The following is a 15,696-nucleotide window of genomic DNA, read 5'->3' on the forward strand; positions in this document are numbered from 1 at the left end:
ATTTTTTAAGGTTAAGTTTATCTTTGCATCGGACTTGCTGAATAACTCTACTCGTAGGGCTAGGGAATTGATAATTGATAATTGATAATTGATAATTAATACATCTGGGGAGCAGGGGAGCGGGGGAGCAGGGGAGAGGGGGAGCAGGGGAGCAGGGGAGTGGGGGAGAGTCAGGATTTAAAGGGCTTTAACCACTGTTGATTTAATGCCAGATCGAGGGCTAGGCGGGCGATGAGGAAACAAAAGACGCTCTCAACCCCTAAAACGATAAAAAGGGCGAAACTGTCGGTAAAACGGGCTTCTATTTCGATTCCTGCACCAGCCCGGACTAAACCGAAGGCTAACACCGCCCCATCTTTGAGGTGGGAATTTTGATCGGTGCGGATGATGTAGCGGTAGGTGACACCGAAGAGAAAACCACTCAAGAGGGCGATCGCACCTTTGACCAGCCAAGTGAGATCCCAGACCAAGGCTCCAAACCAGAAGCTGTGCAACAGGGCAATCCCTACCGCCATAGCACTAAAACTCACTGCACCTAAAAACCCGGCTTTTAAAGATTCTCGTCGTTCTCCGTTTAAATTATCCACGTCTGACTTTTGAGGGAACATCATTGGTTATGATAGTATTTGCAGTTGTGCAAATGAAATTATTTTAAGAAGTTGCTATGGATATCTTAAGCTTAGGTTGGGTTGGCGTTCTGGCTTTATTCACTTGGTCGATTGCGATGGTGGTGTGGGCGCGCAACGGGTTCTAAGATCGTGGAAAATTTAAGTGTGGCCAATTTTCCGGTTTTAGATGTTCTCTTTTTAGCGGCGATCGCCCTCCTGATCATCATCAGTGGGGGAATCCTCTACCTGTCCGTGATTGAATGGCGCGATCGCCGTCGCCAATCGAGTGACAAAAAACTGGGCAAATCCTGAGTTTTAACCCCATTGCCCCTCTTGTACCCCCCCCCTCTTGTTCCCCCCTTCCAAAGGGGGGCTAGGGGGGATAAGTCCATTGAAAAGGGGGGCTAGGGAGGATAATTCTTTCCATCTTCTCGTCATTAGAAGGAGGAGTGGGAGTCCTGCCATTCCCCAGCGCTAAAACAAAAAAACCCGACTCCTCAAGGGGAATACCCTTGAGAAATCAGGTGATAAACGCACTAGCCTAATTGCTTCTGTCTCAGCCGTTCCAAAGCCTGAACCAAAGTATCAACTTCCCCTTTTGTATTGTAAAACGCCAAAGAAGGACGAACAGTTGCTTCTAGACCAAAGCGTCGTAGAATCGGCTGGGCGCAATGATGTCCAGTTCGCACAGCAATCCCCTCTTGGTTCAACGCTTGTCCCACCGTTTCCACTGGAAACCCATCCAAGACAAACGACAGAACAGCCGCTTTCTCCGGAGCAGTACCAATTAAATGCAGCCCCGGAATACAGCTTAAACCGGCCGTGGCATATTCCAGCAATTCATGTTCATAGCTGGCAATATTCCCCAAACCAAGCCGTTGAACATAGTCCAGTGCTGTTGCTAATCCCACAGCATCCGCAATATTCCCCGTCCCCGCTTCAAAACGGGCTGGACTATTTTGATACACCGTCCGTTCAAAGGTGACATCAACAATCATATTGCCCCCTGTTTGCCAAGGAGGACTCGCATTGAGTAAGTCTTCTCGACCATAAACCACCCCAATTCCCGTCGGACCAAAGATTTTATGACCGGAAAAAACAAACCAATCACAACCGAGGTGTTGAACATCCACCGGAATATGGGACACCGACTGAGCGCCATCTAACAGCACCTTCGCCCCGACTTGATGCGCCAAAGCAATCATCTCGGCGGCCGGGGTAATCGTTCCCAAGGCATTGGATACCTGGGAAAAAGCCACTAATTTCGTGCGGGGATTCAGCAGTTGTTGATACTCCTCTAACACAATTTGGCCTTGATTATCCACCGGAGCAATGCGCAGTTTAGCCCCTGTCCATTTGGCCAGTTGTTGCCACGGGACGATATTGGCATGGTGTTCCAAATGACTTAGAACAATCTCATCCCCCGCTTGCAAGTTGTGTCGGCCCCAGCTTTTCGCAACGAGATTAATCCCCTCAGTCGTGCCGCGCACAAAGATAATTTCATTGCTGGAGGAAGCATTAAGGAAGCGACGCACAGTTTCCCGCGCTGCTTCGTAGGCATCCGTTGAGCGGGCAGCTAGTTCATGGGCTGCACGATGGACATTAGAGTTCTCGTGGGAGTAGTAGTAAGCTAACCGATCAATCACCGCTTGGGGTTTTTGGGTGGTTGCCGCATTGTCAAACCAGATTAAAGGTTTACCATTGATCCGTTCTCCGAGAATAGGGAAATCACGGCGGATCGTTTCCACGTCAAAAATATCGTGGTTTTGCCCCTGCACTTCAACCCCAAGGGGCAGAATTAAAGGATGAATAGCAGAATGGGATGCAGGCTGCCCAGCATGGGGTTGAGCTTGTTGGTAATAGGACTCTGCTTCCTTGGCGTTAGGAGTCTCTTGCCCCAAGGATTGTACTGGCAGTGGCTCTGAACTTAACTCTTCTAAAAAGTAAAAGTGAGAGGTTGCTGTTGGCAGAGATGGCGCAGGCGGAGAAGCCGGATTCGCCAATTGGGGAATCTCTGAGGGGGCATAGGCTGTAAAGGCTTGGGGATGACCTAGACTGCGCCCCTCTGGGAGAGCATCGACCCTTAGCTCTGGGGAGAGATGGGGGTGATGAAGCGGTAAGGAGGGAGCCGCTATCCCCCCATCCGTGAGTTGGTTTAGTTCGGCTGGACTGTCCGGGACGAATCCGGGAGTATTCCCCAGACTGGGGTCAACGGTGAGGGGATTCACGCCCTGCACCCCCGATGGCTCAGGATGACTGATCGGCACGGGAGGCCCCAAATGAGCCAGTTGGGTAAGTTCGGCCGGACTATCTGGGACGAATCCGGGGGGATTGACCAAATTAGGTCCCAAGGTTAGGGTGTCAACTCCCGGTAATCCTGCTGGACTCGGGCGACTGAGGGTTAAGGAAGGGGTCGGAATCCCCGGATGGGCTGGCTGGGGTGGCTCTAGCGGGGTGTCCGGTGCTAGTCCTTGGAGGTTTCCCACTCCCTCGGCTGTGGTTAAGCTGTTGGAGAGATCCACACTGGGTTCTCCTGTGAAAAACTGAGGTTGGTTGAGCGGTAAGGAGGGGGGGACGGAACTCCCGACTGGGGGAATGTCCTGACTGTGGGATTTACCGGGGTCAACGACTTGGGAGATGGGGGGGGTTGGGGGGGAGAATCCCTCAAGCGAACTCTTTTGCATTTCTTGGAAGAAAGCCTGAGCGAGTTGCTCTAAAGTGTCCGTCTGAAAGAGGGGGTTGATCTGATCTCCCCGCCCATCTGTCACGGACGGACTGGGGGTTAAATTGGGGGGCAGATTGCCAACCGAATCCGCCCTAGAGAATTCCGGATTAGGCATTAGTAGGTGTGGTATTGGTTGACATCAACATTCTCAAGCACGGCTGCTGCATCATCAGTCAGAATGGCTAAGGAGCAGTAGAGGGAAACGAGATAGGATGCGATCGCCTTACGACTGATCCCCATAAAACGCACAGATAAACCAGGCCCCTGTTGACCGGGCAAATTGGGTTGATACAAGCCCACAACCCCTTGACGGGACGAGCCAACTCGCATCAACAAAATATTGGTTTTACCTTGATCATTGATCGTGAGTTTGTCCGATGGAATTAGGGGAACACCGCGCCAAGTAATGAAGGGGGAACCAAATAAAGAAATGGTTGCAGGGGGAACTCCGCGACGAGTGGCCTCCCGACCAAAGGCCGCGATCGCTTTGGGATGGGCAAGAAAAAAGGCCGGTTCTTTCCACACTTTCACTAACAACTCATCCAAATCATCCGGAGTCGGTGCAAGACCACGAGGCTGGACTTTTTGACTGTCAGCAACGTTATGGAGCAAGCCGTACTCAGGATTATTGATCAATTCGTTTTCTTGACGTTCTTTGAGAATTTCAATGGTCAAGCGCAACTGTTCCTGAATTTGATCATGGGGGCTGCTGTAAAGGTCAGAGACTCGGGTATGAACATCCACCACGGTATTAACTGCACTCAGGAAATACTCCCGGGGGCTTTCTTCATAATCCACAAAGGTTTCTGGTAATTCCCGCTCATCCCGTTCTGAGCAAGCCACTTCGACCTGAGAGGGATTTTTCACTTTGTTTAAGCGGTAAATCCCCGCTTCCACAGGGGTCCAATGGAGTAGACGGATAAACCAACGAGGGCTAATGGTTTCCAATTGGGGAATGGTTTTGGTGGCATTCGCCAACTGGCGAGCGGCAACGTCGTTAACGGCTAGTTGGAGTTCAGGATTTTGATTGTTGGTCATGGATTTATACTCCTAAAGTGGCGGGGAAACGGGTTTGCACCCTATCCCTTTAAATGTGAAAATGCTAGGAAAACACCAGTCTCCCAATGGCAAGGTTAAGGGCAACCTTGCCATTAGAAAAAAGCGGTGCATTGTCTGTATAGGCGGGGGATTCCTCTTTATAGCCGTGAGTTCGGAAACTAGGGCGTGGGGCGTTTAGATCCCAGCACCCGCGTCAAAAATCTCCTCTCGTACTTGTGCTTGGGAGACAAAGGCTCCCGGTGGAACACTACGAGTCAACCACACATTGCCGCCTATGGTTGCTGCCTGACCTATGGTGACTCGACCCAAGATGGTCGCTCCTGAGTAAATCACTACATCGTCTTCAATCACTGGGTGTCGCGCATGACCTTTCACTAAACTGCCCGACTCATCCCGGGGAAAACTTTTCGCCCCTAGGGTAACGGCCTGATAAATACGAACGCGATCGCCAATAATCGTCGTTTCGCCAATCACGACCCCAGTCCCATGATCAATAAAAAAACCTTGACCAATGGAAGCCCCCGGATGAATGTCAATCCCCGTGATGGAATGACCGATTTCGGCAATCATCCGTGCTAATAGGGAAGAGTGGAGGCAATAGAGGGCGTGAGCAATGCGATGATAAGTAATGGCCGTAATGCCGGGGTAACAAAACAACACCTCATCTAGGTTTTTAGCCGCCGGATCCCCTCGGTAAGCCGCTACCACATCACTTTCCAACAACGTCTTAAACTGCGGCAGTTGTTGAGCAAAAGCTTGGACAGTTGCCCGGGCTTGGGCTTTAATTTGTTGCTCCTGCCATTGACATTCCGGTTGGATTAAATACTGCTCCCGACGGATTTGTTCTTCTAAGAGTTGCAAGGCCTCGTTTAAAGTATGACCTACAAAATAACGGGTAGAGGTTTCCCCAAGGTCAGGATTGCCAAAGTGGAAAGGAAAGAGAGCCGCCCTTAACAGATTGACAATCCGTAGCAATACCTCACGGGACGGCAAAGGCACATGGGTACGTTCTGGCGACCAACTTTGAAAAGACTGACGACGAGGTTCGGAAAGGGCTGTGATGACATCATCTAAATCCCAAGTTGCCATCCTTGGGACAGGAGAAGAGGTAAAAGTAATAAAGCGATCGCTAGTCATCTAACACTAAGTTAGCCCCATAAGCACGTAGCAGTTTCCGCCGCTCTAAACTCATAGTCTCAGGCATGGTTAAGGTCAGAGGAATTCCTTTGGCGGCAGCGACAAAAGCTAGGGCAATCCCTGTATTCCCACTGGTCGGCTCAACAATTTCTTTACCAGGACCGAGCAATCCCTGTTCTTCGGCATCCCAGATCATTGCTGCACCAATCCGACATTTTACCGAATAAGCCGGATTGCGACCTTCAATTTTGGCTAACACAGTGGCCTGAGCATCACCAACTACACGGTTTAAGCGAACCAAGGGAGTCCGACCAATGGAAAGACTATTGTCTGAGTACCATTTCGTCATAATTCTTGTCCTGATTGATATTCCAATTGCTTTTTCAGCCATCAACAAAGGCTAACCTCTACCAAGTTAGATGTCTTCAGGTGCAATATAAAATTTTTTGAGTTGTATTTCGTTTTTATCCTATATGACTTGAAAAACATTCCTATTTTTTTTACAATTTCTTTAGGTTTACTGGAAAATGCTGATTCTCTTATTAGCTGTGATGGGGTGAATTCACTCAGAAAAAATATCGTTTTATAATTTTTTGGTTATACTATTTTGAAATTTGCATTTCAAAACATTTTTAATTCACTTGAAAATGTTTTGAGTTTGCGCTATACTCTAAAGACCCTAAACCCGATCAAGTTACCGGACATTATCTAGGTACATTCAATCCAGTTCAATTGCCTTGATTTGAACCCGTGGGAACAAGACCGACTAATGGAAAACCGCTTAAATTTTTCCGTAATTGAATCCTATGTCCACGAAAACTCGTCATTCTCATCGTCAGTCACCTCGACACATTCAGTTATCGGGGCAACAGTCAACAGTTCGTCATGCTCACACCTGTTCTTATTGTCTTTTGGGGATCTGTCCGGTAGAAAATTCTTCTCACAATTTGCAGAGGGAAAGTAACCTTCTCATCCATCCTTAATCCTTGCATTGCCTAAAATTTTTTCCCTTGAGTTTACAATAGGCGACCTATCCCCTCATTCCTATCTTGAATATGGCTCAAACTCAACCGATTTCTAGTGGTGTCCACCTCGCTTCTGTCTCCAGAGAGGAAAAAGGTCAGGACACTCACACTCCTTACTCTCGCGCTCAACGTTCCCCGAGTCGAATTCGTGATCACTTAGCCAATGAACGAACTTACTTGGCTTGGATGCGAACAGCGATCGCACTAATGGGATTTGGGATTGTCATTGCTCGTTTACGCTATCTCATCTCACCCGAAATCATGGGAAATGGTCAAGGTTGGATGATTGGTTTACTTTTTGCCTCGATTGGTTGGTTAACCGTTTTACTGTCTACTCAGCATTATTTTTCTATCCGACAAGCCATTGAAGAGGACTGTTATGAACCGATTAGTCGCTGGGTCATTTTGTTTAGCATTTCAGTCCTCCTGTTAGGCACAGGCGTACTTTATGTTCTCTTTGTTTTACCCTTAGAAACATCAAGACTTCTAGACCAGTAAAACTAAAATTTTTAAGCTACAATTTGCACCCCATTTTTCCCAACTCCATTCTTTTTTATCACCTCTCCAGAACTATGACCGCACAACTTATTGCACCTAAAATGCACATCCCAACCTATGCGTTTAGTCGTTATTCTATTCTGCCGAATCGCACGAATACCCTCTGGCAAATTAATAAAGGAGTCGTCCAGACCTTAACCATTTTGGATAGTGGAGATTTCATTACCCTTGGACTATGGGGACCGGGGGATATTGTGGGTCTTTCCTTATCGAATACCTATCCTTATCAAATGAAATGCTTAACCTCAGTGGAGGTAGTTCCCGTGATGTTTGAACATTGGGAAAACCTAGCCCCTCAATTATTAACAATCGTTCAAAGTTTTGAAGAGCTAACTATTATTCGCAGCTACAAACTGGTCGAAGAATCTCTAGCGCGTTTATTAGTTTGGCTAAGTAAAAAGTTTGGCTACGCCGTAGATCAGGGTCACTTGTTAAATTTACAATTAACCCATCAAGACCTAGCAGATATTTTAGGAACTTCCCGAGTTACTGTAACCCGTCTTTTAAAGCAGTTTGAAGAACAGGGTTGGTTACAAAGACTGCGCAAAAAACAAATGATTATTTCTGAGGAGGAGTGCTGGTATTATCAGATTTAGTTACAGACTTGTTTCATGGGTCAGGCTAATAGCCTTCAGTCGCTGTTTAGAGATAGTGCAAGCGTGACGTAAAAAATATGGAAGTGCGGTATTCCCGGCGCCTATAACAAAAGCGTACATTGTTCTCAGGAATTGATCATGACTTTCTATGGCAGGAAACCCGACACCCACCCCAAAGGGCAGGGTGTCGGGGAGGTATTACCTTAAATGTTGGCTTGAAGGCTCTCGGTTTCACCGATGAGCGGACAGGAATTGAAGCCCTCGGACAGACTACCCACTGTCTATTAGGTGAGAGCTTAGTAGATAAGGTAACTGGTTGAACAGGGAATCCCTCGCTTTTAGCGATGGGAGCGTCAATCAACAGGAGGATTAGGGAAGCCATAATAAACGTCTTCCTGTACTTTCCCCTCCGTCTTAATTCCACTCAAAGGGGCTTAACTTAACACCCAATTGACCAAAGTCCGCACCGGGAAGCCCGTCGCTCCGGCATTATTCACCCCACTTTCCTTATCTGCCCAAACCGGTCCGGCAATATCTAAATGGGCCCAAGGAGTCGTTTCCACAAACTGCTTGAGGAATAGCGCGGCCGTAATCGATCCCCCAGCCCGGGGTCCGGTGTTCTTCATATCTGCGATGGGAGACTTTAAGCCCTCAAAATACTTGTCTTCTAAGGGCATTTGCCAAAGCTTCTCCCCGCCAAGTTTAGCCGCCCTTTGTAGTTCCCCGGCTAAACCTTCATCGGCCGTCCATAATCCCCCAATTTCATCCCCTAGGGCAATCACACAGGCCCCCGTGAGGGTGGCGAGGTCTACCATAGCATCTACGCCTAGTTTATCGGCAAACACTAGGGCGTCGGCGAGGGTTAAACGCCCTTCTGCGTCGGTGTTGTTGACTTCAATGGTTTTGCCGTTAGAAGCGGTGAGAATATCGCCGGGGCGCATGGCCTTCCCACTGATCATATTCTCGGTCGCCGCGCTGATGAAGTGAACCTCAACATCGGGTTTCAGTTGGGCGATCGCTTTTGCTGCCCCAAAGGTCGCCCCAGCCCCTCCCATGTCCATTTTCATCGTTTCAATGCCGCTACCAGCCCCTTTGATATTCAATCCCCCCGAGTCAAAGGTTAACCCCTTGCCAATGATGGCCAATTTGCGCCGAGGAGTGCCTTGGGGAGTATAGGTGAGGTGGATAAATTTAGGCGGCAGATCCGACGCTTTGGCTACCCCTAAATAAGCCCCCATGCCTAAGCGTTCACAGTCGGCCTGTTCCAAAATTTCCAGCGTCAGGCCGTAGTCTTCGGCTAATTCGGCCGCCGTTTCTGCGAGGGTGATGGGGGTGACGACATTGGCCGGGGCGGCTACCAATTCCCGGGCTAGAATCACCCCAGCAATCATCGCCTCGGCCTTGGCAATGGCGGCGCTTTGTTCCCCTAAACCTAACAGATGGACGGTTTCAATCTGGGCAGGTTTAGGATCTGGTTCGGATTTGAAACGGTTGTCTACATGGAGGGCGAGGAGTAACCCCTCGGTGATGACTTGGGCGGATAAGGCCGGGTCTTGGGCGATGGGGAGGGCTATCCCCAAGGTTTTGACGTTTTGCTGTTTGGCGGTGCGCGCAATGGCGGCGGCACTGGTGCGCAGATGATCTAATTCTAGGCTCTCGGCTTGACCTAAACCCACGAGGATGAGTTTGCGTACGGGACTATTACTGCCGATGCGTGTGGTGGCGATGGTGCCTAATTTGCCCTCAAATTCTGTTTCGGTGATGAGTTCCTGTAGGGTGCCTTGGAAGCGTTCGTTGAGGGGAGCGAGTTCTCCGGTGATTTCGGTTTGTCCTTCCCAGAGTGCGATCGCCAGTGCATCTCCGGTCCAATCTAAGCGGGTGGTTTCTACGGCTTGAATCTGCATTCTTTTCTCTTCTTCGAGGACGACGGATCCATTATCGGATGTTTTGAGGTTTTGGGGAATTGAGATCCTTGATTGATGGGGTATTGAATCGGTCTGCTGGTCGGGAAGAATTGATAATTGATAATTAGTCCCAACTCTCCCCTGCTCCCGACTCCCCGAGTTATATGCCTAACGGCACGCTTCGCGTACAGCAAGCCCTACCTATTCCCAGAAGATATCAACCTAACGCCTCTTCTAACTGCTGTTTTGCCGTTGCTAGGGCTTCGGGTAACTTACTAGCATCTCGTCCCCCCGCTTGGGCTAAATTAGGACGACCACCGCCCCCACCGCCGCAAATTTTGGCGATCTTGCCGATAAATTTACCCGCTTGGAGTTGCTTGGCTTTGTTCACTTGGGGGCTAAAGGCCGCCACCAAGGAGACTTTATCGGGGGCGGGTGTGGAGGCTAAAATTACCGCACTTTCCCCTAGTTTTTGCTGTAACTTTTCGGCGGCCGTTTGCAGGGCTTTGGGGTCTAAATCTCCCAAGGAGGCGACGAGAATTTTAAATTCTCCCACCGCTTCGGCTTGATTTAACAGTTGATCGGATTTCGCTAAAGCCAGTTCATTTTTCAGGGCTTCGAGTTCCTTCTGGGCGGTCTTGAGTTCCCCTTGTAAGCTGTTTACCCGGTCGGTAATTTCTTCCGGTTTGGCTTTAAAGCGATCGCCTAATTCCTTGACAATCTTATCCCGCACATTGAGATAATCCAACACCGCCGGCCCGGCAACAGCTTCAATTCGCCGTACTCCGGCGGAAATCCCGGCCTCGCTAATGATTTTAAATACCCCGATTTCGGCGGTATTTTTGACGTGAGTTCCCCCACATAACTCCATTGAGACACCGGGGAAGTCAATCACTCGCACCTCGGCCCCGTATTTCTCCCCAAACATGGCCGTTGCTCCTTTGGTCTTGGCTTCCTCTAAGGGCATCACACAAACATCGGCATCATGGGCTTCTGCTATCCAGGTGTTAATCTGGGTTTCCACGGCCTCTAATTCCTCTGGGGTGACGGCACGGGGCAGGTTAAAATCAAAGCGCAGACGGTCGAAGGAGACGAGGGAGCCGGCCTGGGCGATGGATTCTCCGACAATCTTTTTCAAGGCGGCTTGTAGGAGGTGGGTGGCGCTGTGATTGGCTTGGGTGCGTCGGCGACAAGCGCGGTCGATGGTGGCTTGAACGCGATCGCCTTTTTTCACGCTCCCCCGTTCAATTTGCCCGTAGTGGATGAAGATGCCGGATTCTTTCTGCACATCTGCAATGGCAATCACTAGGTCATCTCCTGTTAAATAACCGCGATCGCCTATTTGTCCCCCAGACTCTGCATAGAATGGCGTTTTTGTCAAGATGATTTGCACTTTTGTTCCCGCTTCGGCCGTTTCCACCACTTTCCCCTCGACTAACACCGCCTCGACCTGTACCATCGCTTGGGAGTCGGTATAGCCTAAAAACTCGGTCGGGTGGATTTGAGCCGCCAGTTGATCTAAACTTTCTTGTACTGTTAAATCAATGGTTTCATAGGCCGCTTGGGATTGTTGGATTTGTTCCTGCATGGCCTCATTAAATCCCTCAACATCCACCGTTAAACCCTGTTCCTCGGCCACTTCTTGGGTTAATTCTAAGGGGAAACCATAGGTATCATAAAGTTTAAAGGCATCCTGTCCGGTAATGACTTTTTTCTTGCCTTTCTTAACCTTGGCAATCACATCAGCGAGTAATTTTTCTCCCCGTTCTAAGGTTTTCAAGAATTGGGATTCTTCCCGTTGTAGTTCCTGTTGAATAAAGTTCTCCCGTTCCCGCACTTGGGGATAAGCAATTTCGGCTAATTGAATGGCCGTTTCTGCGACTTGATTAATAAAATTCCCTGTCACCCCAATGAGGCGACCATGACGGACTACGCGACGGATGAGGCGACGTAATACATAGCCTCGGTCGGTATTGGAGGCTGTAATTCCATCGGAAATCATGTGAACTACCGAGCGCACATGATCCCCAATTACTTTTAAGGAAACTTGGGTCTGAGGATCGGCTTTATGATAATCAATGGCGACGACTTTAGCGGCAGTTTCAATAATAGGAAAAATGAGATCCGTTTCATAATTATTCGGCACACTTTGGAGGATTTGCGCCATCCGTTCTAAGCCTAATCCTGTATCAATATTTTGTTTTTCCAGTGGGGTTAAATGACCTTCTATATCTCGGTTATACTGCATAAAAACGAGGTTATAGAACTCAATAAAACGGCTGTCATCTTCTAAATCAATGTGCTGATCCCCTTGTTCTGGGTGGAAATCATAGTAAATTTCTGAACAGGGGCCACAGGGGCCGGTGGGACCGGATACCCAGAAATTATCCTCGTCTCCCATGCGTTGGATGCGGTGTTCTGGGATGCCGATTTGATCTCGCCAAATGGCAAAGGCTTCGTCGTCTTTCTCGTAGACACTGGGAATCAGACGCTCTGGGGGGAGGCCAAAAACTTCTGTGGAGAGTTCCCAGGCCCAGGCGATCGCCTGTTCTTTGAAATAGTCCCCAAAGCTAAAATTCCCTAACATTTCAAAGAATGTATGGTGTCTCGCGGTGCGTCCTACGTTCTCGATGTCGTTGGTGCGGATACATTTTTGGGAGGTGGTGGCGCGATCGCAGGGTGCTGGTTTTTGTCCTAAAAATATCGGCTTAAAGGGCAACATCCCCGCAATGGTCAGGAGTACGGTGGGATCTTCCGGTACTAGGGAGGCACTGGGTAGGATTTTATGACCCCGTTGGGCATAGAATTCTAAGAATTTGTCTCGAATCTCGCTACCTTTGAGAAACTGGGGAGAGTAAGTCATAGTTTTTTCTGTAAATCGGTTCAGTCAATATATTGTTACATTTTCTGGACGTGGAGTTTCAAAAAAATGGCCTCAAAAATGGCACTTTTTAGGTTGACTTTTGACTTTCGTCATGATATTGTTAGATAATGGGAGTGGTTGCGCTTACTAACAAGCGCAACCACTCCCATTATGAGATAATCTTAATTAAAAATATTGTCCCAAAGACTCGCCCTTTTGTCTAGAAAAATTTGCATTTCTTTATAGTTAAGTTGAATCAGGAAGCCCCATCCTCGCCAACGGCAGGGTGGGGTAGTTCACACGCTACAGCAGAAAAAGCCGTCCTCCGCGATCGCAAAAGGACGGGGCTTTAACAAAATGTTGCGGAATTCCCCTTCCTCGCTTGCAGCAGGGTGGGGTAGTTCACACCCAAACTTTCAGGATGAATGAACCCTACAGCCCTAGGGACTTCACGCGCCCCCTCTTAATTTATCCAGCACTGAACGATCCTCTAAGGTTGAGGTATCCCCAGCGACTTCTTGCCCGGCGGCGAGATTACGCAATAAACGACGCATAATTTTACCGGAACGAGTCTTAGGCATAGCATCGGTAAAGTGAATATCTCCGGGGCGGGCGATCGCACCGATTTCCTTCACCACATGATCCTTTAACTCCTGAGCTAGACTATCATTGGGGTCATACTCCCCTTCCAAGGTGACAAAGGCCACCACATCCTCGCCCTTGACCTCATCCGGTTTCCCCACCACAGCGGCCTCCGCAACAGCCGGATGGGACACTAAAGCCGACTCAATTTCCATCGTGCCTAAACGGTGTCCCGACACACTAATCACATCATCCACTCGTCCCATAACCCAAAAATACCCATCCTGATCTCGTCGTGCGCCATCCCCGGCAAAATAAAAATATTGGCCATCTTTGGGGGCAATATGTTCCCAATAAGTGCGACGGAAGCGGGCATCATCGCCGTATACCGTGCGCATCATGCTAGGCCAAGGGTGCTTAATGACCAAATACCCTCCCTCATTAGCTGGGACAGGGTTTCCGTCGAGGTCTACCACATCGGCGAGAATACCGGGGAAGGGGAAGGTAGCGGAACCGGGTTTAGTGGGGGTGGCACCGGGGAGGGGAGTTAACATAAAGCCTCCGGTTTCCGTTTGCCACCAAGTATCGACAATGGGGCAACGTTCCCCGCCAATGACTTTGTGGTACCACATCCAAGCCTCGGGGTTAATGGGTTCGCCTACGGTGCCGAGAAGGCGTAAGGAGGAGAGATTGCGCCGATTGGGGTGGTGTTCTCCCATTTTGATAAAGGCCCGAATGGCGGTGGGGGCGGTGTAAAAAATGGTCACGCCGTATTTTTCCACTACATCCCAGAAGCAGCCTAGATTAGAGGGGCGGGGAACCCCTTCATACATTACGGTAGTCGCCCCGTTGGAGAGGGGGCCGTAGACGATGTAACTATGTCCAGTAATCCAGCCTACATCGGCGGTACACCAGTAAACATCGGTATCTTGTAGGTCAAAGGTCCATTTAGTTGTGATGTGGGTGTAGAGGTTATAGCCTCCGGTGGTGTGGACTACGCCCTTGGGTTTGCCTGTGGTGCCACTGGTATAGAGGATAAAGAGCAAGTCCTCACTATCCATGGGTTCTGGGGGGCAGTCGGCGGAGACTCCAGCTTGTAGGTCGTGCCACCAGTGATCTCGGCCTGGTTCCATGTGGACTTTTTCTTTCGTCCGTTGGACGACTAACACATTATTGACGCTCTCTACGCCATTGTGGGCTAGGGCTTCATCGACGGCGGCTTTGAGGGGAACGACTTTATCTTTCCGGAATCCCCCGTCGGCAGTGACGACTAATTTGGCTTGGGCATCACCTAAGCGGGTGCGTAGGGCTTCGGCACTAAATCCGCCGAAAATCACACTATGGGCGGCTCCGATTCTGGCACAGGCTAACATGGCGATCGCGGCCTCGGGAATCATGGGCATATAAATCCCCACCCGATCCCCTTTTTGGACACCCAACTGTTTAAACACATTGGCCATCTGGCACACTTCCCGATGGAGTTGGGCATAGGTTAAGGTACGAGAATCCCCCGGTTCCCCTTCCCAAATAATAGCGGCCTTGTTTTTGCGCCAAGTGGTGAGATGGCGATCTAAACAATTATGGGAAATATTGATTTTCCCATTAACAAACCATTTGGCATAGGGGGGTTGCCAGTCTAAGACTTGATCCCACTTTTGGAACCATTCCAGTTCGGTTTCGGCTAATTCTGCCCAAAATCCTTGGGGATCCGCTTTGGCTTTATCGTAAAAATGGCCATACTCGTCTAGGTTTTTAATCCGGGCATTTTGGGAAAATTCGACCGGGGGGGGAAAGGTTCGATTTTCGTGCAGAATCGATTCAATGGTTGGTTGAGACATGGGTATTGTGTGTTACGAAAGGCTTTTTTTCCACAATACCTGACTCTGTGATGTTCAATCGTGAAGTTCTGCGAATGGAGTCAGGAGTCAGGTTCGTAGTTGCGCTTGGGCGCCCAATCAGGTTCGTAGTTGCGCTTGGGCGCCCAATCAGGTTCGTAGTTGCGCTTGGGCGCCCAAATCAGGTTCGTAGTTGCGCTTGGGCGCCAAATCAGGTTCGTAGTTGCGCTTGGGCGCCAAATCAGGTTCGTAGTTGCGCTTGGGCGCCAAATCGGGAGTCGGGAGAGGGGGAGCAGGGGAGAAGGGAGTCAGGAATAATGTTATTAACTAACTTTAGCCAGAAACCCGGTTGCGTTCATTGTCTAGTTTTCTCGATACACCTTAGCAAAAACCCGGTTTCTAATCTCGGGAGTCGGAAATAATGTCATTGCGATCGCGCAGCATGACCTAGGAAGGGAGAGACACTACAAACCCTTTGGGATTATGGGATACGCCCCTAGGAACCTAATACCATATCGGGGTTTCTCCCATAATCCCTTTTTGCTGATGAGGCTTGACAAAATGAACTTAATCTGCACTGGTCAAGGCTCGGCAATGGGGACTGGAAAGCTGAAAAAAGACGATATTTTAATCTCGTGGACTGAGGGTCTTTTCGTGTATGTTAATCAAGCTTTTTGGCGTTTGGTTCACTCATTATAAAATAGCGGCAATTTTGAGAAAATCCCCTATCCCTTTGGCTGGAGTCAAGGGGTTAGAGCAGGGGGGCAGGGGGGCAGGGGGGCAGGGGAGCAGGGGAGCAGGAGA

General features: G+C 49.4%; 11 protein-coding genes and 1 pseudogene. 4 read left to right on the plus strand and 8 right to left on the minus strand.

What is annotated here, in order from left to right:
- Positions 1-170: 170 nt before the first annotated feature.
- The gene (locus tag K4A83_RS06035) at positions 171-611 is read right to left on the minus strand and encodes a hypothetical protein (protein ID WP_265263546.1); all 441 of its coding nucleotides are present in this window, start codon (positions 609-611) and stop codon (positions 171-173) included.
- A gap of 53 nt (positions 612-664) precedes the next feature.
- Here K4A83_RS06035 and petN point away from each other — a divergent pair, with 53 nt between their 5' ends.
- Positions 665-754: a cytochrome b6-f complex subunit PetN gene (gene petN, locus K4A83_RS06040; RefSeq protein ID WP_071525321.1), complete on the plus strand. Its 90-nt coding sequence runs from the start codon at positions 665-667 to the stop codon at positions 752-754.
- A gap of 4 nt (positions 755-758) precedes the next feature.
- Positions 759-920: a hypothetical protein gene (locus tag K4A83_RS06045; protein WP_265263547.1), complete on the plus strand. Its 162-nt coding sequence runs from the start codon at positions 759-761 to the stop codon at positions 918-920.
- A gap of 224 nt (positions 921-1,144) precedes the next feature.
- Here the strand turns inward: K4A83_RS06045 and K4A83_RS22865 are convergent, their stop codons facing one another.
- The 4 genes and pseudogenes from K4A83_RS22865 to K4A83_RS06065 all read right to left on the minus strand — a co-directional run.
- The gene (locus tag K4A83_RS22865; protein ID WP_407809886.1) at positions 1,145-2,845 is read right to left on the minus strand and encodes a family 2A encapsulin nanocompartment cargo protein cysteine desulfurase; all 1,701 of its coding nucleotides are present in this window, start codon (positions 2,843-2,845) and stop codon (positions 1,145-1,147) included.
- Between the two features lie 602 nt (positions 2,846-3,447).
- On the minus strand, positions 3,448-4,371 hold the full coding sequence (locus K4A83_RS06055; protein ID WP_265263548.1) for a family 2A encapsulin nanocompartment shell protein: 924 nt from the start codon (positions 4,369-4,371) through the stop codon (positions 3,448-3,450).
- A gap of 195 nt (positions 4,372-4,566) precedes the next feature.
- Positions 4,567-5,529 (minus strand): serine O-acetyltransferase EpsC, encoded by a 963-nt coding sequence (gene epsC, locus K4A83_RS06060; protein WP_407809881.1) that lies wholly within the window; start codon positions 5,527-5,529, stop codon positions 4,567-4,569.
- Positions 5,525-5,878: pseudogene (locus K4A83_RS06065) on the minus strand (pyridoxal-phosphate dependent enzyme); the annotation flags it as partial. The gene epsC and the pseudogene K4A83_RS06065, both read right to left, overlap by 5 nt.
- Positions 5,879-6,584: 706 nt before the next feature.
- On the opposite strand from K4A83_RS06065, the gene K4A83_RS06070 reads away from it, so the two are divergent.
- Together K4A83_RS06070 and K4A83_RS06075 are read left to right on the plus strand one after the other, a co-directional pair.
- Positions 6,585-7,052: a YidH family protein gene (locus K4A83_RS06070; protein WP_265263550.1), complete on the plus strand. Its 468-nt coding sequence runs from the start codon at positions 6,585-6,587 to the stop codon at positions 7,050-7,052.
- A gap of 74 nt (positions 7,053-7,126) precedes the next feature.
- On the plus strand, positions 7,127-7,708 hold the full coding sequence (locus K4A83_RS06075) for a Crp/Fnr family transcriptional regulator (RefSeq protein ID WP_265263551.1): 582 nt from the start codon (positions 7,127-7,129) through the stop codon (positions 7,706-7,708).
- Between the two features lie 434 nt (positions 7,709-8,142).
- On the opposite strand, the gene K4A83_RS06080 is transcribed toward K4A83_RS06075, so the two are convergent.
- From K4A83_RS06080 to acs, 3 genes are all read right to left on the minus strand, one after another.
- The gene (locus K4A83_RS06080) at positions 8,143-9,612 is read right to left on the minus strand and encodes a leucyl aminopeptidase (protein ID WP_265263552.1); all 1,470 of its coding nucleotides are present in this window, start codon (positions 9,610-9,612) and stop codon (positions 8,143-8,145) included.
- Positions 9,613-9,829: 217 nt separating this feature from the next.
- Complete coding sequence (gene alaS / locus K4A83_RS06085; RefSeq protein ID WP_265263553.1) at positions 9,830-12,475, minus strand: alanine--tRNA ligase; 2,646 nt, start codon at positions 12,473-12,475, stop codon at positions 9,830-9,832.
- A gap of 449 nt (positions 12,476-12,924) precedes the next feature.
- A complete protein-coding gene (acs, locus tag K4A83_RS06090; protein WP_265263554.1) occupies positions 12,925-14,895 on the minus strand; it encodes an acetate--CoA ligase in 1,971 nt (656 codons plus the stop codon).
- Positions 14,896-15,696: the final 801 nt, after the last annotated feature.

This window comes from Spirulina subsalsa FACHB-351 (assembly GCF_026130165.1).
GTDB classification, from domain to species: domain Bacteria; phylum Cyanobacteriota; class Cyanobacteriia; order Cyanobacteriales; family Spirulinaceae; genus Spirulina_A; species Spirulina_A subsalsa_A.